Origin of the sequence: Rhizobium lentis, from assembly GCF_017352135.1 — a bacterium.
GTDB classification, from domain to species: Bacteria; Pseudomonadota; Alphaproteobacteria; order Rhizobiales; family Rhizobiaceae; genus Rhizobium; species Rhizobium lentis.
The window spans coordinates 4,275,834-4,297,896 of sequence record NZ_CP071454.1 but is presented as its reverse complement, the minus strand read 5'-3'; the positions used below and the strand labels follow the sequence as shown (position 1 = coordinate 4,297,896).

The following is a 22,063-nucleotide window of genomic DNA, read 5'->3' as shown; positions in this document are numbered from 1 at the left end:
CTGACATGACTGCGACTGTCGATGTGACCGTGCTTGCCGATCTGCTGCGCCGCGCGGCACAGGCGGAGATCTTGCCACGCTTTCGCCGGCTTGGGCACGAGGACGTGCGCGCCAAGAGCGAGGCGACGGATCTCGTCACCGAGGCCGACGAGCAGGCCGAGCGGATGATGAAGGCGGAAGCCGAGCTGCTCTGGCCTGATGCGCTCTTTCTCGGCGAAGAATCGGTCGCGGCCGAACCGGTGCTGCTCGCACGGCTCGCGGATGCAGATCTTGCGATCGTGGTCGATCCCGTCGACGGTACGTTCAACTTTGCGTCCGGCATTCCGGCCTTCGGCGTCATGGCTTCCGTCGTTTCCGGCGGCGAGACCGTCGCCGGGATCATCTACGATCCGATGGGCGACGACTGGGTGATGGCGGAAAAGGGCGGCGGAGCATGGCTGCGACGGCCGGGTGGCGAGGAGCAGCGGCTGCGGACCGCCGAACCAGTGGCGCTCGACCAAATGGTCGGAATGGCCTCCACCGGATATCTGCCGCAAGAAAAGCGGGCCGAGATCCTCGGCAATCTCGCCAAGGTGCGTTTCCTTACCAACTACCGCTGCGCGGCCCATGAATACCGCACTTTTGCCGGCGGACACGTGCATTACCTGATGTATAATAAGCTGATGCCCTGGGATCACCTTGCCGGTACGCTGATTTCGCGGGAGGCCGGCGCCCACGCCGCGCGTTTCGACGGCTCGCCCTACCTCCCGCACCACCTCGACGGCGGGCTGCTGATTGCGCCCGACAAGGCGTCCTGGGACGTGCTGCGGCGTGAGGTCTTTACGGTCTGACGAACTGACTGTTGCAAAGGCTGGTCGCAGACCTTGAATTTGCGGCCGGCTCTTGTGAGGTCATACGTAGAGCTTTTCCATCAGGAAGTTCTCCAGCCTCTGCCCACGCTTCTCGACGATTTGTCGGGTTATCACGCGGAACCCTTTGCGTTCGAAAAACGGTCGGGCGGTTCTGCTTGCTTCCGTGTAAATTCGCCCGCACACCAGCCTGAGTGCCTCTTCTTCGACCCTGCGCAACAGGCGGGTTGCCACGCCAACTCTCTGAAACTCAGGGTGCACGAACATCATGTCGAGGCACCCGTCGTTGGTCAGGTCCGAAAACCCCACGGGCTTTCCGGCGATCTCCGCGATCCAGGCAGGCCTGCTTATCCGTCGTTCCGCCCAGAGGCTGCGATCCTCCACCTTTGCCCAGGCTTCGATCTGGGCCGCGGAATAGTCTTTCGACGAAACTTCCCGGATGGAGCGCAGAAAAATCTTGATCGTCGCGTCCACGTCACCTGACGCATAAGGCCTGATCAGAATTCAGTCGTTCATCGAGAATTCCTTGAAACGATCCGACGCGCTTGCTTCAGAAGTGGGCCGCACCCGGTTCGAGCTGCGGACTATCGCCCGGATGGGTGAAGAGCTTGCCGTTCTCGGCCCAGAGCGTGGCGGCGATCGTCAGCAGGCCGAACAGCGCGAAGCCGCCGAAGAGCGGCTGCACCGTGCCGTTGAACATCTGGCCGACCAGGCCGCCGAGGATGGCGCCGAAGGTCGTCGAGACGAATCCGGTGACGGCGGTCGCCGTGCCGGCGAGATTGCCCATCGGCTCGAGGCTGATGGCGGTGAAATTGGTGGCGATCACCGCAAACATCATCAGAACGATAGTGAAGATGCTGTAGGCAGTGGCGAAATCCGGCCTGCCCGCCAAGGCAACGACGAAGCCGAGAGCTGACAGTGCCGTGAAGATAAGAAGGGCGGCGTGCGAAATCCGACGCATGCCGAATTTGCGAACGAAGAAGCCATTGGCGAAATTGGCGACGGCGATGCCGCCGGCGGTGGCCGCAAAGGCGATTGGCAGCCAGTCGCCGAGGCCATAGACCTCGCCGAAAACCTGCTGCACCGAAATCACATAGGCGCTGATGACACCCGTGAACATGGTCAGACCGATCATGTAACCGCAGGTGATGCGGTTGGTGAGCACGGTCTTGAAACCGTCCATGACAGAGCCGACCGACAGGGGCAGGCGTTCTTCCGGGGGCAGCGATTCCTTCAGTCTGAGAAGAGCCCAAACGAACAAGATACTGGCGACGGCGCCGAGCAGGATGAAGATCCAGTGCCAGTTGGCGTAGAGGATGACGAGCTGGCCGACCGAAGGGGCGACGATTGGCACGATCATGAAGACGATCATGACGTAGGACATGACCCGGGCCATTTCGCGGCCGCCGAAGCAGTCGCGGACGATCGCCATGGTGGTAATGCGCACGGCCGCGCCGCCGACGCCCTGAACGAAACGCATGAGCAGCAGCATTTCGAAGCTGCCGGTTGCGGCGGCTGCAAACATTGCGACGACATAGCAGGCGAGGCCGCCGAGCAGGATGTTGCGGCGGCCGAAGGTGTCGGAAAGGCTGCCAAAGAATATCTGCGACACGCCGAAGCCGAGAAAAAAGACGCCGATGATGAGCTGCGCGTCGTTGGTGTTGGTGACGCCAAGGGAATGGCCGATATTGGGCAATGCCGGCAGCATGCTGTCGATAGCCATGGCAATGCTGGCGGTCATGACGGCGATGGTGACGACGAATTCGCCGAAACCCATGCCGATGCGGCGGGACCCCTGGTTTTCCTGGTGCGGTTTATGCGGCGTCATGCGGTGAAATCCTGGATGCGGAAGGGACCGGCCGTTCACACGGCCGGATTGTGCTGATGGAAGAGCCGGCCCTTCTCGGCGATCAGCACGAAGATAAGGCCGATGATCGAGACGATGAAATAACCGGCGACCATCGGCAGCGCCGTGCCGTCGAAAGCCTGGCCGATGCCGGCGCCGATAAGGGCGCCGCCGACTGTGCTCATGAAGCCGAGAACGGAGGAGGCGGTACCGGCAACGTGTCCCAGCGGCTCCATGGCAAGCGAATTGAAGTTCGAGCCGATCCAGCCAAACTGGAACATCGCCAAGCCGAAAAAGGAGATAAACAGGGCGAACGGCATCGGCTCGGAGCTCGCCATCTGGACGATCAACCAGATGGTGTTGATGGCGATGAAGCCGAGGAGCGAGCCGTGCGACAGGCGGCGCATGCCGAGCTTGCCGACAAAACGGGAATTGAAGAAGGACGACAGCGACATGAAGATCGCCACCCCGGCGAAGGCAAAGGGGAAATAGACACCGAGGCCGTAGATGCCGACATAGATCTGCTGGGCGGAGTTGATGAAGCCGAACAGCGCACCGAAGATGAAGGTGCTGGCGATGGTGTAGCAGAGCGCCACGCGATTGGTCAGCACCAGCTTGAAGGCGCCGAAGATCGAGCGGGCGGTGAAGGGGCGGACATTCTGCGGATGCAGGGTTTCCGGCAGGCGAACATAGGCCCAGAGGCCGATCGCCGTAGCCATCGTGGCGATGAAGAGAAAGATCAGGTGCCAGTTGCCGAAGAACATGACGATCTGTCCGGTGCCGGGCGCAATCACCGGCACGATCATGAAGACCATCATGATGAGCGACATGACCTCCGCCATCTGCCGGCCGCCATAGATGTCGCGGACGATGGAGATGGTGATGACACGGGTGGCGGCCGAGCCGACGCCTTGGATGAAACGCAGGACCAGAAGGCCGGCGAAGGAGGGAACGAAAACGATTCCGATGGCGGACACGATATAGACGCCGAGGCCGATCAACAGCGGCGTGCGGCGGCCGAAACGGTCGGACAGAGGACCGTAGAAAAGCTGGGCGCAGCCGAAACCGAGCAGGTAGGAGGAGACGACGAACTGCCGGTGGTTCTCGCTTTCGACGCCGAGGCTCGCGCCGATCTGCTGCAGGGCCGGGAGCATGATGTCTATGGCAAGCGAGTTGATGGCCATCAGGAAGGCGGCAAGCGCGATGAACTCACGCTTGCCCATGGGCAGGCGGCCCGCGGACACGGCTTGTGATGAATCTGTCACAATGAAATTCCCATAAACAGGCCAAGGCGCTGCTCACCGCAGCGCCTCGGACTCGAGAAACAGATTTGGAAACCGGGCGGACGTCCGGTGACCGGTCAGGCGGCGCCGCGAACGGTGACGCCGTTTTCCTGGAGATGCTGCTGCAGTTCACCGGCCTGGAACATTTCCCGGACGATGTCGCAACCGCCGATAAACTCGCCCTTTATGTAGAGCTGCGGGATCGTCGGCCAGTTGGAATAATCCTTGATTCCCTGGCGGATTTCCGAATCGGCGAGCACATTGATGCCCTTGTAGTCGACGCCGATGTAATCGAGAATCTGCACGACCTGGCCGGAGAACCCGCACTGCGGAAACTGCGGCGTGCCCTTCATGAAGAGGACGACGTCGTTGCTCTTGATTTCGTTGTCGATGAATTCGTGAATGCCGCTCATGGGATCTGATCCTTTCAACAGGCGAGTTAAAGGCCCGCCGTTTCAATCGTTTTCCTTAGATAGCATGTGACAACAGGAATTCCAGCCGCCCGATCCAAAAAAACCAATGTGGTGAGATCACTTCGGGATTGTTGCCGTCGCGTTACGGCCGAAGTGTTGCCGCGCGTCTCAGACGCGACCCTGACGGCTGCGGCCGGCGGCGGTTCGGCGCCTGCTGATCTGCTTGCGGGCGGGCTTGCGCTTGGGGGTCTTGCGGGCAGCCGTCGTGGTGGCGGCAGGGCGCGCCTTGCGCCTCCTGCGCTTCGTCGTGGCGCGGCCGGTGGTTTTCTTCAGAATTTCCTTCAGTACGCTATCGACGACGCCCGATATCAATTCTTTGACAAGATCAGCCACAAAACCCCTCCATTCGCCGCGAAAACAACGTGGCTGCTATTGAATTCCAGAAGAGTTCCGTTAGCAAGGCGCCTTTGAGACCATGCCTGCTTTTTGCGGACATCAGCGACCGGCAGCCGGATCGCAGCAATAGACCGGCCTTGGCCGGGCGGAACAGCGAAATGAAATTGATAAAGAAGCGGGTCGTCCTGCATTTCCCAGGCTTCGAGCCGCTCGACGGTCTTGCCCACAGAGCGCGGTACGAACGCTCAGCCAGACAGAGTGCTGCCGTCTGGGGCTACTCCGTCGAGACCGGCGCGCCGGATCCGGCTAGCGATCCTTTCAGCTTCGAGGTCACGACGGGCAGCGCGGGAGCCGGTGAAACGGCGCCTGCGGCGGAGACCAGTTCCGCTGCCTGGCGGACGAGGAGCCGGATCCACATGGTCGATCACGATGTGCTCGTACGTCGGCTGCGCGGCCGCAACACGCTGAGCCGGATCATTGCTGGGTTTCGAAGCTGCGCCGAGATCATGCTGGAAGGTGGCATGCGGGGTTATTTCAAACATGCATGGCGCTTCGGTCTGTTCTTCCTCTTCCCGTTCCTGCTGACGACGCTGGCAATCGTGCTGACGGCTGAGATCGCCATCCTGCCCTACAGTCTCGGCTTCTCCGCCTTGCACCTGCTCTGGAGCGGGCCACTGGCGCTCTGCTTCTTCATCGCCGCTTTCCTGCCGTTTTCCGAGCGTTTCCATACGCTGCATCTTTTTGCCGATTGGGAAATGGCAGTGGCACTCGGTCGCATGGATCGGGAGGACTTCAACGAATGGCTTGAAGAGCGGGCGACGGCGGTGCGCAAGGCGCTGACCGAGGAGGCGGATGAGTACGTGATCTCCTCGCACAGCATGGGATCGAGCGTCGCCGCCCATGTCATCGGCATACTGCTTGAAAGGGAGCCGGAGGTTTTCAGGGGTAAGCGTGTGGTGTTTGCCACGCTCGGCAGCGCCATTCTGCAATGCGCCCTGCTTTCGTCGGCAAGCCTGCTTCGCGCCCGCGTTGGCCTGATCGCCCGCTGTCCGGAGATCTTCTGGCTCGACGTGCAATGCCTGACGGATTCGATCAATTTCTACAAGGTGCCGGTTGTTGCCGTCTCGGGCCATGCAGATGCCCCTCCCGCGAAGATCCTTCTTATCCGCGTCAAGCAGATGCTGACGAGCGAACATTACCGAAAGATCCGCCAGGACCAACTGCGGGTCCATCGGCAATATGTGCTCGGCCCCGATCTCAAGGCGCCCTTTGATTTCACGCTGATGACGTCAGGACCGATGCCGGCCTCGGTCTTTGCCTTCCCGGAGCAGAGCAGGCTGCCGGCTTGAAGGCTGAGCTCCAGCGGTATTGGCCTGTTGGGATATTGCCGTTCTGATCCGCCAAGGCCCCCCACGCGCCCAACAGCCGAGGACATTACTTTACGGCGCTCAAAATGGGGCGAGTGCGGCACCATCGCCGGCCACGTCATGATATCCTCCAGCACTTGCGTTCAGACGGCGTACGAAGTCCGCAAAGAAGGCTGAGGCATGAATGGATCTTCGGTGAACGGCTATCGTCTGGGGGATTTCGGAGAAAGCTCCGTCCACCAGCCGGAAGCCGGAAATTCGCTCGGAAATCCGAACGAGGAATTCAGTCAAACCTGCAGCCGCGTCGCACTGCGACCCGACAAGGAGGTCGATTGCAGCTGCCGGGCTGTCAGTATGCGAGACAGTGGCTTCTTGAAGAATTCGCTCGAGCTGCTTCGTATAGGCGGCGCTTCTTGCGGAGGCTATCCGCACTCCTTCAGAATCGACGTCTTCGACGGTTCGGAACGCCGAGTCCTCCGGCACCAAATAGGTCGCCCTGACGGAGATGTAGGGAGGTGAAAAGGAGAACCGGTCGGTTCTCGACGGATCCGAGGCAATAAAAGCAATGTCCCACTCGCCGCGATCCGCGGCGGCGAGGATGTCGGCGGCTGAGCCGTACTGGGTCATCGACAGGCCGCAATCCAGTTGCTCGGCAATCTTGTGACCGATCTGAGCGCTTGGACCGACCAAGGCGCCGGCCTGATCGTCCCAACGGACCAACGCTGCATTCGACATGTTGACGGCGGCCCGAATTACGCCCGTCGACGCTATCTCGGACAGAACTTTCTCTCGCGTCGACATCGGGGCGAACTCCTAAGATGCAAACCGGGCTGCGAGCGCCTCCGAACCTCTTGCAAGGAGGGCGACGTCTACGCCAACAGCGGTAAACAACGTTCCGAGCGAAATGCAGCGGGCTGCGAACGTCTCGTCGGGCGTGAGGATGCCTGCCGGTTTTCCAAGTACTTTCAGGCGTCCGATCGCGTCTTCGATCGCCGCGACCACCTCGGGGTGTCCCGGTTGTCCAGGATGGCCGAAGCTAGCCGCCAGATCAGCGGGGCCGATGAAGATGCCGTCGACGCCGTCGACCGCTGCGATGGCCTCTAGCCGACCGAGTGCCTCGCGGGTCTCGATCTGCAGAAGCAGACAGATCTCCTGTTCGGCAATCCGCGCGTAATTCGGCACACGCCCGAAGCGGGTGGCGCGCGTCAAGGCGGAGACGCCGCGCATCCCGCGCGGCGGATACCGTATGGCGGCGACCGCCGCCTTCGCTTCGTCTTCGTTCTGCACATAGGGAATGAGGAGCGTCTGGACGCCGATGTCCAGAAAGCGCTTGATCAGCACGGGATCGTTGAATGCCGGGCGTACGACTGGGGAAACGTCGTAAGGCGCGACCGCCTGCAATTGCGGTAGGACAGTAAGGACGTCGCTTGGAGAGTGTTCGGTATCGAACAGCACCCAGTCGAAGCCCGACGGCGCGACGATTTCTGCCGCGTAGCTTCCGGGAAGGCCGCACCAGAGACCGATCTGGCTCTGACCGGCTATCAATTTCCGTTTGAAGTGATTGATGGGAAGTTCCATGGGAGCGCTCACACGAACGAGACGCCGATCGAGCCGACCGGACCATAGTCGGCTTGGATGACATCGCCTTTAGCGATGTCCACCGGGCGAGTAAACGAGCCTGCAAGAACGATCTGGCCCTTCTTCAACCCGGCTCCGACGGCATGAAGCTTGTTCACAAGCCAGGCGATTCCGGCAGCCGGATGCCCCATGATAGCTGCTGAAACGCCCGATTCCTCGATGATGCCGTTTTTTGAAAGGGTTGCGCCGACCCAGCGGATGTCAATATCCATCGGCCGGATGATACGACCACCTACGACCATCGCTCCAAAAGCAGCGTTGTCGGCAATCGTATCGGTGATCGCTCTGGGCACCTCCGTTCGGTAATCGATGATCTCAAGCGCGGGGACGATAAACTCCGTCGCGCGCATGACATCATAGATCCGAGTGCCCGGTCCCTCGAGATCCTCACCCATCACGAAGGCAAGTTCGACTTCGAGGCGAGGCTTGATGAAGAGCTCCGCCTTGATCTGCGCTCCGTCGTTAAATAGGGCATCGTCGAGAATGACGCCGTAGTCGGGCTCCGTCATTTTCGAGGCCATCTGCATCGCCCGCGATGTCAGTCCGATCTTATGACCCGCGATCCGTGCGCCCTTTGCAATCCGGGCTTGCGCCCAGAGTGCTTGGATCTTGTAAGCGTCTTCAAGTTCCAAATTCGGATATGTCCTGCTTGGCTGGACGATGGGTTTGCGTTCGGTTTCTGCCTTCAGCAGTGCGTCGGCTGTCGCCTGGCGTTCCTTTTCCGTAATCATGATGTGGCTCTGCTGTTTCGTTATTTGATCGGGGGACGCGGCAGGACGGCCTCGCCCGGCTCCATGACGTAGGTGTAGTCGAGCGAGAACCACGGGCCACTAACGTCCGGGTCGGATGGGTGCGGCTCGTCATGACGGACAAAGTCGCCTGTCAAAGCCGCAGTGACGCCGAACTGCACATCGGAATCAATATTCGGATCGCTCGGGTCGAAGACCTGGGAGATGAGGGTTTTGTATCCCTCTTTGAAGATCAGGGCGTGCAGATGCGCCGGTCGGTAAGGGTGGCGGCCTTGCGCTTTAAGAAGCCGACCTACGACCCCGTCGACAGGGATGGGATAGCCCACCATCTTGACCGTTCTAAACCAGAACCGACCCTCGTCGTCCGTAGTGAACTTGCCGCGCAGGTTCATTTCTGCCTGATCAGGATCCTGGTTCTCGTAAAGGCCGACAGGAGAGGCGTGCCATACGTCGATCTCGGCGCCTTGGATGGGCTTGCCTCCCCGATTAACCACCTTCGCGTGGACGAACAGGGGTGTTCCCGGCGTTTCCGAGCGGATGATGGTTCCGCCGTTCTCCACCCGCGGTGAGTTGAGCCGCCAAAAGGGCCCGAGCAGCGACTGTGACGTCTCGGTCTGCCCGTTGTCGCCGTTGTTGAGCAGGCACACGAGCGACGAGACGCCAAGCGATCCGGCCATGAGCACGAACTCATTGTGGCTGTCGGTCTGCAGTTGCCCAATTTCGTTGAGAATGGCGGTCGCTTCGCGAAACTCGACTTCCGACAGCCTGACCTCCCGCACGAATGCGTGGAGGTGCTTTACTATTGCAACGAGTATCTCCCGGAGCCGTGGATCTTCGGTGCGGTTCATCACGGCGAGAACGGCAGGCGTCAACTCGCTTTCGGTTCTAACTACCATAAGGCTACCTCCCAAATAATGTTCGACTACCAGAATAATCGATTATTTGTCAACCAGCGACGGGGCGCTCAATGCTATTGGCGGAGGAGGGGATGTGGTTGGCGTTAATCAAATGATTGAAATTACGTTATATTTTTTGATCTTCTCGAGCGAATACGCAGACATCTCGTGTTTTCTGACGTATTCAAGTTGACATCAATAATCGTTTATCATATCGATTATCGAAACTTTGGCAGGTGTCTTTGGGAGGAAGGATGAACTCGGCCGACGACAGCTTCCTTGGGTCGTTGACAGACGACGGACCGTCAGCCGGCTTCCTCGACGATGGCAAGAACACCATCGGCAGCCAGCTCGCATCGCGCCTTCGGGAGGCGATCATATCCGGTGAACTGGAAGCGGGCAGCAAGATCAATCTCGACAAGGCGCGGAAGACTTTCAATGTCAGTCTGAGTCCGTTGCGGGAGGGCTTAGCCAGACTCATTTCAGACGGTCTGGTCGAGTTTCAGGACAACAGAGGCTATCGCGTCGCGCCGATCTCCCTGGCTAATCTCGAAGAGGTCACCAGCCTCCGCGAGGAACTTGAAGTTTTCGCGCTGCGTGAATCCATGCGTCTTGGTGACGTCGATTGGGAGGGCAACGTCATGCGTGCGCTTCATCGTCTAAACCGCACGGAGCGCGACGCCGCACATCCCGAGACGCTGGAGCACTGGGAAGCGCTTCACCGCGAGTTCCACCTGACGCTGATCTCGGGCTGCGGGAAACCTCTGCTACTTCATTTCTGCAGTCTTCTGCTCAATCTCAACGACCGATATCGCCGCGTCTTCCTGATCCGTACGTCGGGCGATCGCAACGTCGGGCAGGAGCATAGCGAGATTGCCCAGGGCGCAGTCGCGCGTGATGTCGACTATGCCTGCGATAAGCTCCGCCAGCACATTCATCGCACCGGCACCAATCTGCGCAACCATCTCGCGACGAAGGGAATCGTGTGATGGCCGCCGCAACATCGAAATCGGCGCCCCCGATAGGCGTCGCCCACTTCTCATCAATATTGCTGCCTCCCGCGGAGTTTGCGAAGGCCGCAGCGCGCGCGGGGTTCTCCAGGATCGGGCTCAGGCTGCATCCGGCGTTCCCCGGTGCGCCTTACTACGAGCTGCCTGCCGGTGGTTCGGCTGCAGGCGAGCTGAAATCCGTGCTTGCCGGTGAGGGCGTCGAGGTTTTCGATATCGAGTTCTTCGTAATCGACCCGTCGTTCGAGGCGTCGTTGATGGAAGCCACAGTCGCCGCGGCTGCGAACATTGGAGCACGCCGGCTCAGTGTCTGTGGAGATGATCCTGATCAATCCAGATTGGTATCGAACCTCTCCGATCTCTGCCGCCTTGCGGACCGCTACGGCTTGGCTGTCGATGTCGAGAACATGGGTTGGAGAGTGACCAGAACCTTCCAGGACAGCGTCAGTCTTGTGAAGGCGAGTGGTGCCCGCAATGCCGGCGCCCTCGTCGACGGAGTACATTTCTTCAGGAATGGCGGCAAACTTGCCTCGCTCCGGACCGAGACGCTCTGGGTGAAGCACGTCCAGTTGTGCGATGTCGCTGGGCCGGCGCCGGTGACACCAGAGGAAATGATCGCTGAAGCTAGAGGCGGGCGGTTTGCACCGGGAGAGGGCGAACTGCCGTTAAAGGAACTCATCGCAGCAGTCGATGGCTGCGCTGCAATCTCGGTTGAGGTGCCACTCACGGGGGCCGCCCCGCCTGAGGTGCATTTGAAAAATCTGTACGACAAGGCCGAAGGGTTATTCGGGCCGGATTGCTGATCCGGCGCCGGCGAGGCGTGAGCCGCGTCGGAGGGAGGAAGTCAACATATGGGTTATACTTTCGATTTTGGTGCGGTCTTCGACCGCGCCCCAGAATTGTTTTGGGGCTCGCTTGGGACGCTCGGTCTTGCGGTTGCCGGCATGATCCTTGCGCTCGCCATCGGTATTCTCGGCGTCGCTGCAAGAACATCCAAGAACAAACTCGTTCGATCTCCCGCGATTGCCTTCGTCGAGATTGTCCGAAACACACCGTTCCTGGTGCAGATATTCTTCATCTACTTCGCACTTCCACTCATGGGCATCCGATTGAATCCCACCGCTACCGCTGTCATCGCGCTGGGGATCAATGGCGGCGCTTATGCGATTGAGATCATTCGAGGCGGCGTGGAAAGTGTGAACAAGGGACAGGTTGAGGCAGGCTTTGCCTTGGGCTTGCACAAGGCCGATGTGTTCCGGCTGATCGTTCTGAAGCCGGCTCTGCGGGCGATTTATCCGTCCCTGACCAGCCAGTTCGTGATGCTGACCTTGACGACTTCGGTCTGCACTTCGATCGCCGCCTACGAGTTGACCTCGGCGGCTCAACGGATCGAATCCGATACTTTCCGAAGCTTCGAGGTCTATTTTAGCGTGACCGCAATCTACCTCGTCATCTCGAGCCTGATGATGGGCATCTTCGCCCTTATCTCCCGTTATTACTTCAACTACCCGACCCGATAGGAGGCGTTCATGGGTCCCATCGGCGAAAACGAGCTGTTCTTCCTCTTGCAGGGTCTGAAGTGGACCGTGCTGCTGGCCATCATCGGCTTCGTCGGAGGAGGTGTATTCGGAATCCTGATCGCTCTGGTGCGCACGTCGAAGAACGGCTTCGCACGTTTCGTGTCGTCGGGCTACATCGCGCTCTTCCAGGGCACGCCGCTCCTGATGCAGCTCTTCGTCGTCTACTACGGCGTCGCGCTATTGGGCGTCGACGTCAACGCATGGATCGCTGTGGCAATCGCGTTCACCCTCCATGCGAGCGCCTTCCTGGGCGAGATCTGGCGCGGTTCGATCGAAGCCGTTCCGAAGGGCCAGACCGAAGCCGCGAACGCACTCGGGCTGCATTACATCTCCCGAATGAAGGACGTTGTCCTGCCACAGGCGCTGAAGATTTCGATGCCCGCAACCATCGGATTTCTCGTTCAGCTCATCAAGGGCACATCGCTTGCAGCAATCGTCGGCTTCATCGAGCTGACCCGTGCCGGACAGATCATTTCGAACCAGACCTACCGCCCACTGCTCGTCTTCGGGATCGTCGGAATGGTCTACTTCATCATTTGCTGGCCTCTCTCCCACATCGGGAGCGGCCTCGAAAAACGGATGGCGAAAGCCGTCCGCTAACCTTGCTTCGCCCGAAGCAAAGACCACAGAGGAGGAGAATGGAAATGCATAACAATCGCAGACAATTTCTTGGAATGGCCCTGGCTACCGCCGCCTTCGCCACAGTAGGGGCCGCAGCGGCTTCCGCGGCGACCGTCGAGGAGATCAAGGCCAAGGGCACGATCGTCGTCGGCATTCAGGGCGACAACGCGCCATGGGGCTTCGTCGACTCGAGCGGCAAGCAAGACGGGTTCGACGCCGATGTTGCGACACTCTTCGCCAAGGAGCTCGGAGTTAAGGTCCAGTTCCAGCCACTCGCCGTCGCCAATCGCATTCCGGCCCTGACCACCGGAAAGGTCGATATCCTGTTCGCCACGATGGCAATGACGGAAGAGCGCGCCAAGTCGATACAGTACAGCAAGCCATATGCGGCAAACACGATCTCGCTTTATGCGGCAAAGGCCGATACCGCGAAAACGCCTGCCGATGTTGCCGGATGGGAAATCGGCGTGCCGAAGTCCAGCTCGCAGGACAAGGCCATTACTGACGCTGTGGGATCGACGGCGACCGTCCGCCGCTTCGACGACGACGCCTCTACCATTCAGGCGCTGGTCTCCGGACAGGTCAAGGCCGTTGGAGGCAACATGTTCTACGGACAGCGGCTGGATGCCGCCAGCCCAGGCACCTATGAGCGCAAGATCGACTTCCTGACGACTTACAATGGCGTCGGAACACGACTGGGCGAGAAGGACTGGAACGAGGCCGTCAATGCGTTCCTCGACAAGATCAAGGCCAATGGCGAACTTGCAGCCATTACCAAGAAGTGGATGAAGATCGATCTGCCGACGTTCCCGGAATCCATCCCCAACATCCCGTTCACCGTCAAGTAAAGCATACATGGAGGGCGCCGTGCTCAGTTCCGCTAATGATCAGTCGACATTGATATCCCTTGAGAAGGTGGAGAAATGGTACGGCTCCTTCCATGCGTTGAAAAACATCAGCCTATCGGTTCGCAAAGGTGAGAAGATCGTCCTTTGCGGGCCTTCGGGTTCCGGCAAGTCGACTTTGATCCGCTGCATCAACGCTCTCGAGTTGATCCAGGAAGGCAAGATCGTCGTCGATGGGCAGTCGCTCGATGGCACGACCAAGGCGGTTGACGCCATTCGGCGCGAAGTCGGGATGGTGTTCCAGAACTTCAACTTGTTCCCCCACATGACCGTTCTGCAGAACTGCGCGCTTGCGCCGATGAGGGTCCGCGGAACCAGCCGGGCTGACGCCGAGAGACTGGCGAGAAAATACCTCGAACGGGTTCGAATCCTTGATCAGGCGGAGAAGTATCCCGCGCAGCTCAGCGGAGGGCAGCAACAGCGTGTCGCCATTGCCCGGGCGCTCTGCATGGAACCCAAGGCGATGCTATTCGATGAACCCACATCGGCCCTCGATCCGGAAATGGTCAAGGAAGTGCTGGACACGATGATCGGTCTCGCACGCGACGGCATGACCATGATCTGCGTGACCCATGAAATGGGTTTTGCCCGCCAGGTCGCAGACAGGGTCATCTTCATGGCTTCAGGCGAGATCATCGAAGAGGCCGAGCCCGAGGTCTTTTTCAGGTCTCCGAAGCATGAGCGCACCAAGGCCTTCCTTGGAGAGATCCTCGCACATCACTGAGCCGATTGGTTTTATCGAGATGAACAGCAACACATTCCTCGTCGGCCTCATTGGGGCCGACATCCAGATGTCGAAGTCTCCCGCGCTTCATGAGACCGAGGCGCGGAACCTGAAGCTGGATTACCGTTACGAGCTCGTCGACCTCGCCGAGCGCGGTCTACCCGCTTCTGCGTTGTCCGGGCTGCTCGCAGAACTTGAGGACCGTGGCTTCGCAGGAAGCAACATCACGCATCCGTGCAAGCAGACGGTCATCGCGCATCTTACCAGCCTGTCCGAGGACGCCGAGATGCTCGGAGCGGTGAACACGGTCGTGCTTCGGGACGGAAAGCGGATCGGGCACAATACGGACTGGTATGGCTTCTATAAGAATTTCGAGCGAGGCATGCCCGACGCAGCCAAAACGCATGCCGTCCTGCTCGGTGCAGGCGGCGCGGGGGTCGCCGTCGCGCACGCGGCCATCAAGCTCGGTATCGAGATGCTCTCGATCTTCGACCAGGACACAAATCGCGCCGCCGCGCTTGCCGATCAGCTCAACCGACGCTTTTCAAGAACCTGCGCGCAGCCGATCGCGAACGTCGGCGCGGCGCTCGATTCTGCTGATGGGCTAATCCACGCTACCCCGACGGGCATGCGAAGTCATCCGGGTCTCCCCATCAACCCGGAATGGCTTCATCCACGTCACTGGGTCGCCGATATCGTCTACATGCCGCTGGTGACCGAGCTTCTGGCCCTGGCCGAGAAGAAGGGGTGCAGGACCTTGCCCGGCGGCGGCATGACCGTGTTCCAGGCCGCGGCGGCCTTTGAACTGTTCACGGGTGTAAAACCGGATGCGGAGCGCATGTCGCGCCACTTCGAAGAATTGTGTCGAGCCACAGCCTGACCGGGAGGACATGCCTTGCCGCACATCATTATCGACTATAGCCGGGGTGCTGCCGAACGGGTGGCGATCGATGAATTGACCAGAGCGGTCCACCACCGGGTGCGCGACGGAGGCCTGGTGAAGCCCACCGCCGTGCGGACCTTCGCCAGGGAGGCGACCTTCTCCTGCGTCGGCGACGAGCACCCGGAAAATCACTTCATCCAGATCATCGTGCGCATGGCGCCTGGCCGGCCGGCAGAGACGAAGCGGGAGTTGTTGAAGGCGGTGCTCGAAGCTGCGCGCGATGTCGCAGCCCCGGCGCTGCAAGCAGGCCGGCTGGGGCTGCGGGCTGATCTCTACGAGTCCGACCCCAATTTCGCATTCCAGGAAATAGCGTTCGCCTGAGTTTGGCAACGCCCGCACAAGGAAAATCGCAATGAGCCTGATCTACGTTCTTAATGGCCCAAACCTCAATTTGCTCGGCAAGCGTCAGCCTCACATCTATGGTCACGAGACGCTGGCCGATGTCGAGGCAGACTGCCGGAAGCTGGCCTCAGAGCTCGGCCACGAGATCCGTTTCCACCAGAGCAACCGCGAATATGAAATCATCGACTGGATCCACGAAGCGCGCGAAGACGGAGCCGGTATCGTCATCAACCCGGCCGCATTCACACACACGTCGCTTGCAATCCTCGATGCCTTGAACACGTTCGAGGGTCCCGTCATCGAGATTCATATCTCCAACGTGCATAAGCGTGAAAGCTTTCGTCATCATTCCTTCGTTTCCCACCGCGCCGACGGCGTCATCGCCGGACTTGGTACGGAGGGCTATCAGCTCGGAATTCGCCGCGTCGCGACGATGCTCAAGGCGCCGAAGAAGGATTGACAATGGCTCCCGCGGTCAAACTGGCGGTCCTCGGAGCGGGGCTTATCGGAAGGCGTCACATCAAGCACGTGCTGGACGAACCGATGGCGGAGCTTGTCGCTGTTGTCGACCCGAGCCCGGTTGGAGGGGCGATCGCAAGCGAGGTCGGCGCCAAATGGTTTTCGAGCTTCGCTGAAATGGTCGCCGTAGCGCGCCCTGACGGCCTCATCATCGCGACGCCCAACCAGATCCATGTCAGAAACGGTTTTGAGGCCGTAGAGGCCGGCATCCCGGCATTGATCGAGAAGCCGATCGCCGACGATATTGCCGCTGGCGAGAAGCTTGTTCAGATAGCCGAGACGAAAGGCGTCCCACTGCTGACCGGGCATCATCGCCGACATAATCCGATGATGCAACGAGCTAAACAGATCATCGAAAGCGGAAAGCTCGGGCAAATATTGATCGTGAATGCAATGTTCTGGCTATTCAAACCGGAAGAATACTTCGACACTCCCTGGCGCCGCGAACGCGGCGCGGGACCAGTCTTTCTCAATCTGATCCACGACATCGACAACCTGCGCTATTTATTCGGGGATATCACGGCGGTCCAGGCGCTCGAATCCAACGCAGTTCGCGGAAACGCCGTTGAGGAGACCGCGGTGATCCTCATCGAGTTCAAGAATGGAATTCTCGGCACTGTTTCCGTTTCGGATTCCGTCGTCGCGCCGTGGAGTTGGGAGATGACGACCGGCGAAAACCCCGCTTACCCCAAAACTGATGAGGCCTGCTATATGATCGGCGGCACGCACGGTTCGCTGGCAGTGCCGTCGCTCGAAATGTGGAGCAATCCTGGCAAGCGGAGTTGGACGGAACCATTCGAATCCAATCGCGCGGAAGTCGAGAATGAAGATCCACTCATCTTGCAGATACGCCAGCTTTGCAGGGTCATCAGGGGCGAGGAAGCGCCTCTGGTCAGTGGGCGCGAGGGACTGGAAACCCTGAAGGTTATCGACGCCGTGAAGCGATCCGCCGCAGCGGGCCAGCGCATCAGCCTGATTTAAAAGGTTGCGCGCCAGCTCAAGGCGGTCGCAACTCGCGCGAACGATCTTAAGCGCCATCTCGCGCGCGAGGTGATACTGGACCTGGGATCTCTGGAGCAAAGCCACCGGTCCGTTTCAACGAGTCCGGACACTGTGTCATGGGAAGCGCCTTGAAATGAAACAGACCCGGCAGAAGGAATCCTTCCATCCGGGTCTGTTTCACTTCAAAGCTTCAACCGGCCGAAGCCGGCATGTCAATCCGGCGCGGAGGTCTGCAGGGCGAGAGCATGCAATACGCCGCCCATATTGCCCTTCAGCGCCTCGTAGACCATCTGGTGCTGCTGTACGCGGCTCTTGCCGCGGAAGGCTTCGGCAACGACTTCAGCGGCGTAGTGGTCGCCGTCGCCCGCCAGATCGCGGATCGTCACCTTGGCACCGGGAATCCCAGCCTTGATCATGTCTTCGATATCGCCGGGTTTCATGGCCATGATCGTTACTCCTTGCGCATTATTCCGCGGCAAGTTCGCCGCGGCCTTCCATGAAATCAGGGAACCACGATTCATGGGCATCGCGCAATTGCTGAATCGGCAGTGAAATAAGATCGCCGACAATGAGTGCGTCTCCACCGACGGTACCGAGGCGTCGGAACGGAACGCCGGCGCCTTCTGCATTGACGCAGACGAAATCCGCCACATCGGCCGGCACCGTCAGCACATAGCGCGCCTGGTCTTCGCCGAAGAGCAGCGCATGCGGTGCGCCTTTGCCTTCGCCGAGATCGATCGTCAGGCCCTTGTCCGAAGCCATGGCCATTTCGGCGAGAGTCACGGCAAGGCCGCCCGACGATATGTCGTGGCAGGCAGTCGCCTGGCCGTTGCGGATGACGGAGCGGACGAAATCGCCGTTACGGCGCTCGGCGAAGAGATCCACTTCCGGCGCCGGACCTTCACGGCTGGAGAGCACGTCGCGGAGGTAGACGGATTGACCGAGATGGCTGCCGTCGAGGCCGATCATGATCACCTTGTCGCCGTTGTTGGCGCTGCCGATGCGGACCATCTTGCGCCAGTCAGGCAGCAGGCCAACGCCTGCGATCGTCGGGGTCGGCAGAATCGCGACGCCATTGGTCTCGTTGTAGAGCGAGACGTTGCCGGAGACGATCGGAAAATCGAGCGCGCGGCATGCTTCGCCGATGCCCTTCACCGCCTGCACGAACTGACCCATGATCTCCGGTTTTTCGGGATTGCCGAAGTTGAGATTGTCCGTGGCGGCGAGCGGTTCGGCGCCTGTCGCGGTGATGTTGCGCCAGCATTCGGCGACCGCTTGCTTGCCGCCTTCGAACGGATCGGCCTCGACGTAACGCGGCGTCACGTCGGAGGAGAAGGCAAGCGCCTTGCTGTGATGGCCGTCGACGCGCACGACGCCGGCGTCGCCGCCGGGAAGCTGCAGCGAATTGCCCTGGATCAGCGTGTCATACTGCTCGTAGACCCAGCGGCGGCTCGACTGGTTGGCGGAGCCGACGAGCTGGAGCAGTGCCTGGCCGTAATCTTTAGGAGCGGCGACAAGATTGGCGGGCAGGGGGGCAGGCTTGCCGGATTCGCGCCAGGGGCGGTCGTATTCCGGCGCCTGATCGCCGAGATCCTTGATCGGCAGATTGGCGACCTCTTCGCCCTGATGCATGACGCGGAAGCGCAGATCATCGGTCGTCCTGCCGACGATGGCGAAGTCGAGACCCCATTTGACGAAGATCGCCTTGGCCTCTTCTTCCTTTTCCGGCTGCAGCACCATGAGCATGCGCTCCTGGCTTTCCGACAGCATCATCTCGTAGGCGGTCATCCGCTCTTCACGGACCGGCACCTTGTCGAGTTCAAGCAGGATGCCGAGGTCGCCCTTGGCGCCCATTTCGACGGCCGAGCAGGTGAGGCCGGCTGCACCCATGTCCTGGATCGCGATGACGGCGCCGGTCTGCATTAGCTCAAGGCAGGCTTCGAGCAGACATTTTTCGGTGAAGGGGTCGCCGACCTGAACGGTCGGGCGCTTTTCCTCGATCGATTCGTCGAATTCGGCCGATGCCATGGTCGCGCCGCCGACGCCATCGCGGCCCGTCTTGGCGCCAAGATAGACAACCGGGAGGCCGACACCCTTGGCTTCGGACAGGAAAATGGCGTTCGATTTGGCGATGCCGGCGGCAAAGGCGTTGACCAGGATGTTGCCGTTATAACGCGCGTCGAATTCGACTTCGCCGCCGACCGTCGGCACGCCGAAGGAATTGCCGTAACCGCCGACGCCGGAGACGACGCCGGAAACCAGGTGACGGGTCTTGGGATGATCCGGCTCGCCGAAGCGCAGCGCGTTCATTGCGGCAATAGGCCGTGCGCCCATGGTGAAGACGTCGCGCAGGATGCCCCCGACACCGGTCGCAGCGCCCTGGTAAGGCTCGATGTAGGAGGGATGGTTGTGGCTCTCCATCTTGAAGACGACGCAATCGCCATCATCGATATCGACCACGCCGGCATTCTCGCCCGGTCCCTGGATGACGCGCGGCCCTTTGGTCGGCAGCGTGCGCAGCCATTTCTTCGAGGATTTGTAGGAGCAGTGCTCGTTCCACATGGCCGAGAAGATGCCGAGCTCGGTAAAGGTCGGTTCGCGGCCGATCAGATCCAGAATGCGCTGGTACTCGTCCGGCTTCAGGCCGTGGCCTGCAATGAGTTCCGGCGTGATCGGGATGGTGTTTGGAATGGTCATGAGCGGAAAATCCCTGGCGCGTTTTGCGCTGTCTTTAGCCTATGTAGCGGCGGCGCGCGACAGGAAAATGCCCGCCGTCAACAGAGGGCGGGCTGGCTTTTTCGCAAAGGGGGCAATCGATCAGAACTTGTAGCCGATCTGGATGCCGGCGCGTGTCATGCCGTCGTTCGGGCCGTCACACAGATTGGCATGCGAAGAGTGGGCGATCTGGGCCATCACGTTCCAATGAGGCGTGAAACGGTAGCCGGCGCCTACATATTCGTGGAACAGAACGCGACAGCCGAGCCCCGGGCCGTCACCATCGTCATCGAGATCGCCGGTATGAACGACGCCGCCGAAACCGGCTTCGGCGAACAGTTTCTCGTTGAAATCGACAGTCCACGTGAAGCCGGTGAAAAACTGCGTGGCTTCGCCCGAGGTGCCGATTGAGGTGCCGACATGGACACGGGGTCGCAGGAATTGTTGCCAGCCGACCGTCTCATTATAGCCGAAGGGATCGAAGAGGGCCGTAATTTCGGGATAGACACCGTTTTCCCTGGAATGTCCCGATTGTACCGAGGCCGAAACGCCGAAGCGCAATTCGTCGAATATTTGTTCACCTGCACTTGCGGAGCCGGTCATGGCCAAAAAGCCGATTACCGCTGCCGCCGACGCTGCACCCAAGAAGCGCAGAACGACCTTGCCGAAGTCGATCTTCATCTGCTGTCCTTTGATTCTCCCACTCGCGGGATAACCAAGAGGTAGCATGGCAGTCCGGCCGATAAAGCATCGCAGTTTCGCGCCGATATTTTTTTGGAACTATGACGTGTATTTGCAACAGGTCATATTTCGCCGTCATAGGTGGAGCCGCCATTTTCCAACAGACGGCGCAGGATCATCAGACCCGCGATCAGTTCCTGTCCCGTCTTCGGCGAGGAGAAGCCAACGCGAACACGGTGATAGGTCTTCTCACCCCGCGCCGTCTTGAACTCGTCCTCGTCGTCGACGAGCACGCCGTCGCGGAAAGCGGCGTTCTTGAAGGTGCCGGACATCCAGGGCTCCGGCAGCTTCAACCAGAGGAAGGGTGCGTGCGGATGCGATTCGAAATCGAAACCCTGCAAATGCTCTCTCGCAAGCTGGGTACGACGGGAAAGTTCTTCGACGCTCGCCTTGCGGATATCGTGGGCGGCGCCGCTTTCGACGAGCCGCGCACAGGTCTCTGCCAGAATGAAGGGCAGGCCGCCGGTGATCATCCTGTGCGTTACCTTGATGCGCTGGGCAAAATGCGGCGGGCAGGCAACCCAGCCGCCGCGCACGCCAGCGGCAACCGATTTGGATAGGCCGTTGACCAGGAAAGTGCGGTCGGGCGCCAGCGCGGCAAGCAGAGGCGTATCGTCATCGGCCATGCCGCCGTAGAGATCGTCCTCGATGAGCCAGACCCCATGCTTCCTGGCGATGCCGGCGATTGCCGCGCGCCGCTCTTCCGGCATGATGGCGACCGTCGGATTGTGAACAGTCGGCATCAGGAAGGCGAGCTTCGGATGCTGCTGCTGGCAAAGCCGCTCGAAATCATCGGGGATCACGCCGAATTCATCGGAATCGACCGTCACCGTGCGGCGACCAAGAAGGCGCGCGCTGCGGCTGACCTGCGTATAGCTGAGATTTTCGAAGACGATCTTGTCACCCGGTGCCGAGACGGCGGCGATGACGGCGACCGCCGCCGCATGGGCGCCAAGTGTCGGCGCGATATTTTCGACGTCCGGCGTCCAGCCGCTTCGGGCAAGCCAGCGGCGTCCGGCTTGGAACCAATTCGCCGGGAAACTTCTGGAATAGGAGGAGATCTCCGCGAGATGCTGCTCGCCGATCTCCGCCAGAATGCCGGCGATGATCTTGCCCTGGCCGAGATCGGGCGCGGCGGTGGTGTCGAATCGGATCTTGTTTGCAGGCGCATCCTGGAAGCGGGTGCCGGCAAGCGAAACGGTCAAGGGATCGCTCTGTTCGCTGGGCGGCGTTTCGGAGCGGTTCAGCACATAGGTGCCGCGCCCGACTTCACCTGCGACCAGGCCGCGTTCGTGCACCAGCGCATAGGCGCGGCCGATCGTGCCGATCGTTACGCCGATGTCATAAGCAAGGTTGCGCTGCGGCGGCAATTTGCTGCCGGCGGGCAGGGCGCCGCTCGCTATGGCGGATTCGATGCTGTCGGCGAGCCGGAGATAGACCGGCCCGGAGCCGCGTGAAAGATCAGGTAGCCAATTTGTCATGGTGACAATTGCCTATATTGTCAAATTGTTCCTGTCAAGATTATGAG

The 22,063-nt window shown here is 60.3% G+C and carries 25 protein-coding genes; 12 read left to right on the top strand and 13 right to left on the bottom strand.

Going from position 1 to position 22,063, the window contains the following annotated elements; genetic code table 11:
- Positions 1–5: 5 nt before the first annotated feature.
- On the top strand, positions 6–830 hold the full coding sequence (locus J0663_RS21055; protein WP_207242283.1) for an inositol monophosphatase family protein: 825 nt from the start codon (positions 6–8) through the stop codon (positions 828–830).
- Positions 831–890: 60 nt separating this feature from the next.
- On the opposite strand, the gene J0663_RS21050 is transcribed toward J0663_RS21055, so the two are convergent.
- From J0663_RS21050 to J0663_RS21030, 5 genes are all read right to left on the bottom strand, one after another.
- On the bottom strand, positions 891–1,352 hold the full coding sequence (locus tag J0663_RS21050) for a GNAT family N-acetyltransferase (protein WP_246590410.1): 462 nt from the start codon (positions 1,350–1,352) through the stop codon (positions 891–893).
- Between the two features lie 46 nt (positions 1,353–1,398).
- Positions 1,399–2,676: a multidrug effflux MFS transporter gene (locus J0663_RS21045; RefSeq protein WP_207242282.1), complete on the bottom strand. Its 1,278-nt coding sequence runs from the start codon at positions 2,674–2,676 to the stop codon at positions 1,399–1,401.
- A gap of 35 nt (positions 2,677–2,711) precedes the next feature.
- On the bottom strand, positions 2,712–3,917 hold the full coding sequence (locus J0663_RS21040) for a multidrug effflux MFS transporter (protein WP_207244558.1): 1,206 nt from the start codon (positions 3,915–3,917) through the stop codon (positions 2,712–2,714).
- A gap of 137 nt (positions 3,918–4,054) precedes the next feature.
- A complete protein-coding gene (gene grxD / locus J0663_RS21035) occupies positions 4,055–4,390 on the bottom strand; it encodes a Grx4 family monothiol glutaredoxin (RefSeq protein ID WP_011425564.1) in 336 nt (111 codons plus the stop codon).
- Positions 4,391–4,558: 168 nt separating this feature from the next.
- On the bottom strand, positions 4,559–4,783 hold the full coding sequence (locus J0663_RS21030; protein ID WP_207242281.1) for a hypothetical protein: 225 nt from the start codon (positions 4,781–4,783) through the stop codon (positions 4,559–4,561).
- 161 nt (positions 4,784–4,944) lie between these two features.
- On the opposite strand from J0663_RS21030, the gene J0663_RS21025 reads away from it, so the two are divergent.
- Positions 4,945–6,135, top strand: coding sequence for a hypothetical protein (locus J0663_RS21025; protein ID WP_207242280.1), 1,191 nt, complete (start codon positions 4,945–4,947; stop codon positions 6,133–6,135).
- 99 nt (positions 6,136–6,234) lie between these two features.
- Here the strand turns inward: J0663_RS21025 and J0663_RS21020 are convergent, their stop codons facing one another.
- From J0663_RS21020 to J0663_RS21005, 4 genes are read right to left on the bottom strand one after another with little or no spacing between them, the layout of a single operon-like run.
- Complete coding sequence (locus J0663_RS21020; protein ID WP_207242279.1) at positions 6,235–6,954, bottom strand: transporter substrate-binding domain-containing protein; 720 nt, start codon at positions 6,952–6,954, stop codon at positions 6,235–6,237.
- Between the two features lie 12 nt (positions 6,955–6,966).
- Positions 6,967–7,731: a 4-hydroxy-2-oxoheptanedioate aldolase gene (gene hpaI, locus J0663_RS21015; RefSeq protein WP_207242278.1), complete on the bottom strand. Its 765-nt coding sequence runs from the start codon at positions 7,729–7,731 to the stop codon at positions 6,967–6,969.
- Between the two features lie 8 nt (positions 7,732–7,739).
- Positions 7,740–8,522 (bottom strand): 2-oxo-hept-4-ene-1,7-dioate hydratase, encoded by a 783-nt coding sequence (gene hpaH, locus J0663_RS21010; protein ID WP_207244557.1) that lies wholly within the window; start codon positions 8,520–8,522, stop codon positions 7,740–7,742.
- Positions 8,523–8,542: 20 nt separating this feature from the next.
- Positions 8,543–9,436, bottom strand: coding sequence for an intradiol ring-cleavage dioxygenase (locus J0663_RS21005; protein WP_207242277.1), 894 nt, complete (start codon positions 9,434–9,436; stop codon positions 8,543–8,545).
- A 254-nt stretch (positions 9,437–9,690) separates the two neighbouring features.
- Here J0663_RS21005 and J0663_RS21000 point away from each other — a divergent pair, with 254 nt between their 5' ends.
- The 10 genes from J0663_RS21000 to J0663_RS20955 are packed head-to-tail and all read left to right on the top strand — an operon-like array spanning position 9,691 to position 17,058.
- Positions 9,691–10,425 carry a GntR family transcriptional regulator gene (locus J0663_RS21000; protein ID WP_207242276.1) on the top strand — a complete coding sequence of 245 codons (735 nt, stop codon included), beginning with the start codon at positions 9,691–9,693 and terminating at the stop codon, positions 10,423–10,425.
- Positions 10,425–11,246 (top strand): sugar phosphate isomerase/epimerase family protein, encoded by an 822-nt coding sequence (locus J0663_RS20995; protein ID WP_207242275.1) that lies wholly within the window; start codon positions 10,425–10,427, stop codon positions 11,244–11,246. The genes J0663_RS21000 and J0663_RS20995 overlap by 1 nt, the downstream gene beginning before the upstream one ends.
- A 48-nt stretch (positions 11,247–11,294) precedes the next feature.
- Positions 11,295–11,963 carry an amino acid ABC transporter permease gene (locus J0663_RS20990; protein WP_207242274.1) on the top strand — a complete coding sequence of 223 codons (669 nt, stop codon included), beginning with the start codon at positions 11,295–11,297 and terminating at the stop codon, positions 11,961–11,963.
- A gap of 9 nt (positions 11,964–11,972) precedes the next feature.
- Positions 11,973–12,623: an amino acid ABC transporter permease gene (locus tag J0663_RS20985; protein ID WP_207242273.1), complete on the top strand. Its 651-nt coding sequence runs from the start codon at positions 11,973–11,975 to the stop codon at positions 12,621–12,623.
- Between the two features lie 44 nt (positions 12,624–12,667).
- Positions 12,668–13,492 (top strand): transporter substrate-binding domain-containing protein, encoded by an 825-nt coding sequence (locus J0663_RS20980; RefSeq protein WP_207242272.1) that lies wholly within the window; start codon positions 12,668–12,670, stop codon positions 13,490–13,492.
- Positions 13,493–13,499: 7 nt separating this feature from the next.
- Positions 13,500–14,273 carry an amino acid ABC transporter ATP-binding protein gene (locus J0663_RS20975; protein WP_281403856.1) on the top strand — a complete coding sequence of 258 codons (774 nt, stop codon included), beginning with the start codon at positions 13,500–13,502 and terminating at the stop codon, positions 14,271–14,273.
- 19 nt (positions 14,274–14,292) lie between these two features.
- A complete protein-coding gene (locus J0663_RS20970) occupies positions 14,293–15,153 on the top strand; it encodes a shikimate dehydrogenase (RefSeq protein WP_207242271.1) in 861 nt (286 codons plus the stop codon).
- Between the two features lie 15 nt (positions 15,154–15,168).
- Positions 15,169–15,537 carry a 5-carboxymethyl-2-hydroxymuconate Delta-isomerase gene (locus J0663_RS20965; RefSeq protein ID WP_207242270.1) on the top strand — a complete coding sequence of 123 codons (369 nt, stop codon included), beginning with the start codon at positions 15,169–15,171 and terminating at the stop codon, positions 15,535–15,537.
- Positions 15,538–15,568: 31 nt separating this feature from the next.
- Positions 15,569–16,018: a type II 3-dehydroquinate dehydratase gene (aroQ, locus tag J0663_RS20960; RefSeq protein ID WP_064712615.1), complete on the top strand. Its 450-nt coding sequence runs from the start codon at positions 15,569–15,571 to the stop codon at positions 16,016–16,018.
- Positions 16,019–16,020: 2 nt separating this feature from the next.
- Positions 16,021–17,058, top strand: a complete 1,038-nt coding sequence (locus J0663_RS20955; protein WP_207242269.1) for a Gfo/Idh/MocA family protein — start codon at positions 16,021–16,023, stop codon at positions 17,056–17,058.
- A 233-nt stretch (positions 17,059–17,291) separates the two neighbouring features.
- Here J0663_RS20955 and J0663_RS20950 read toward each other — a convergent pair whose 3' ends face one another.
- The 4 genes from J0663_RS20950 to J0663_RS20935 form a co-directional block, all read right to left on the bottom strand.
- A complete protein-coding gene (locus tag J0663_RS20950) occupies positions 17,292–17,525 on the bottom strand; it encodes a BolA/IbaG family iron-sulfur metabolism protein (RefSeq protein ID WP_004676237.1) in 234 nt (77 codons plus the stop codon).
- Positions 17,526–17,544: 19 nt separating this feature from the next.
- A complete protein-coding gene (gene purL, locus J0663_RS20945) occupies positions 17,545–19,776 on the bottom strand; it encodes a phosphoribosylformylglycinamidine synthase subunit PurL (protein WP_207242268.1) in 2,232 nt (743 codons plus the stop codon).
- A 120-nt stretch (positions 19,777–19,896) separates the two neighbouring features.
- Entirely contained in the window at positions 19,897–20,475 is a 579-nt protein-coding gene (locus J0663_RS20940; RefSeq protein WP_207242267.1) for an acyloxyacyl hydrolase, read from the bottom strand.
- A gap of 122 nt (positions 20,476–20,597) precedes the next feature.
- Positions 20,598–22,016 (bottom strand): aminotransferase-like domain-containing protein, encoded by a 1,419-nt coding sequence (locus tag J0663_RS20935; RefSeq protein WP_207242266.1) that lies wholly within the window; start codon positions 22,014–22,016, stop codon positions 20,598–20,600.
- Positions 22,017–22,063 lie beyond the last annotated feature (47 nt).

Excerpts from the sequence above, each read along its gene's own strand:
- J0663_RS21055 (WP_207242283.1), top strand. The coding sequence starts at position 6 with ATGACTGCGACTGTCGATGTGACCGTGCTTGCCGATCTGCTGCGCCGC.
- J0663_RS21045 (WP_207242282.1), bottom strand. The coding sequence starts at position 2,676 with ATGACGCCGCATAAACCGCACCAGGAAAACCAGGGGTCCCGCCGCATC.
- J0663_RS21040 (WP_207244558.1), bottom strand. The coding sequence starts at position 3,917 with ATGGGCAAGCGTGAGTTCATCGCGCTTGCCGCCTTCCTGATGGCCATC.
- grxD (WP_011425564.1), bottom strand. The coding sequence starts at position 4,390 with ATGAGCGGCATTCACGAATTCATCGACAACGAAATCAAGAGCAACGAC.
- J0663_RS21025 (WP_207242280.1), top strand. The coding sequence starts at position 4,945 with ATGAAATTGATAAAGAAGCGGGTCGTCCTGCATTTCCCAGGCTTCGAG.
- J0663_RS21020 (WP_207242279.1), bottom strand. The coding sequence starts at position 6,954 with ATGTCGACGCGAGAGAAAGTTCTGTCCGAGATAGCGTCGACGGGCGTA.
- hpaI (WP_207242278.1), bottom strand. The coding sequence starts at position 7,731 with ATGGAACTTCCCATCAATCACTTCAAACGGAAATTGATAGCCGGTCAG.
- hpaH (WP_207244557.1), bottom strand. The coding sequence starts at position 8,522 with ATGATTACGGAAAAGGAACGCCAGGCGACAGCCGACGCACTGCTGAAG.
- J0663_RS21005 (WP_207242277.1), bottom strand. The coding sequence starts at position 9,436 with ATGGTAGTTAGAACCGAAAGCGAGTTGACGCCTGCCGTTCTCGCCGTG.
- J0663_RS21000 (WP_207242276.1), top strand. The coding sequence starts at position 9,691 with ATGAACTCGGCCGACGACAGCTTCCTTGGGTCGTTGACAGACGACGGA.
- J0663_RS20995 (WP_207242275.1), top strand. The coding sequence starts at position 10,425 with ATGGCCGCCGCAACATCGAAATCGGCGCCCCCGATAGGCGTCGCCCAC.
- J0663_RS20990 (WP_207242274.1), top strand. The coding sequence starts at position 11,295 with ATGGGTTATACTTTCGATTTTGGTGCGGTCTTCGACCGCGCCCCAGAA.
- J0663_RS20985 (WP_207242273.1), top strand. The coding sequence starts at position 11,973 with ATGGGTCCCATCGGCGAAAACGAGCTGTTCTTCCTCTTGCAGGGTCTG.
- J0663_RS20980 (WP_207242272.1), top strand. The coding sequence starts at position 12,668 with ATGCATAACAATCGCAGACAATTTCTTGGAATGGCCCTGGCTACCGCC.
- J0663_RS20975 (WP_281403856.1), top strand. The coding sequence starts at position 13,500 with ATGGAGGGCGCCGTGCTCAGTTCCGCTAATGATCAGTCGACATTGATA.
- J0663_RS20970 (WP_207242271.1), top strand. The coding sequence starts at position 14,293 with ATGAACAGCAACACATTCCTCGTCGGCCTCATTGGGGCCGACATCCAG.
- aroQ (WP_064712615.1), top strand. The coding sequence starts at position 15,569 with ATGAGCCTGATCTACGTTCTTAATGGCCCAAACCTCAATTTGCTCGGC.
- J0663_RS20955 (WP_207242269.1), top strand. The coding sequence starts at position 16,021 with ATGGCTCCCGCGGTCAAACTGGCGGTCCTCGGAGCGGGGCTTATCGGA.
- J0663_RS20950 (WP_004676237.1), bottom strand. The coding sequence starts at position 17,525 with ATGGCCATGAAACCCGGCGATATCGAAGACATGATCAAGGCTGGGATT.
- purL (WP_207242268.1), bottom strand. The coding sequence starts at position 19,776 with ATGACCATTCCAAACACCATCCCGATCACGCCGGAACTCATTGCAGGC.
- J0663_RS20940 (WP_207242267.1), bottom strand. The coding sequence starts at position 20,475 with ATGAAGATCGACTTCGGCAAGGTCGTTCTGCGCTTCTTGGGTGCAGCG.
- J0663_RS20935 (WP_207242266.1), bottom strand. The coding sequence starts at position 22,016 with ATGACAAATTGGCTACCTGATCTTTCACGCGGCTCCGGGCCGGTCTAT.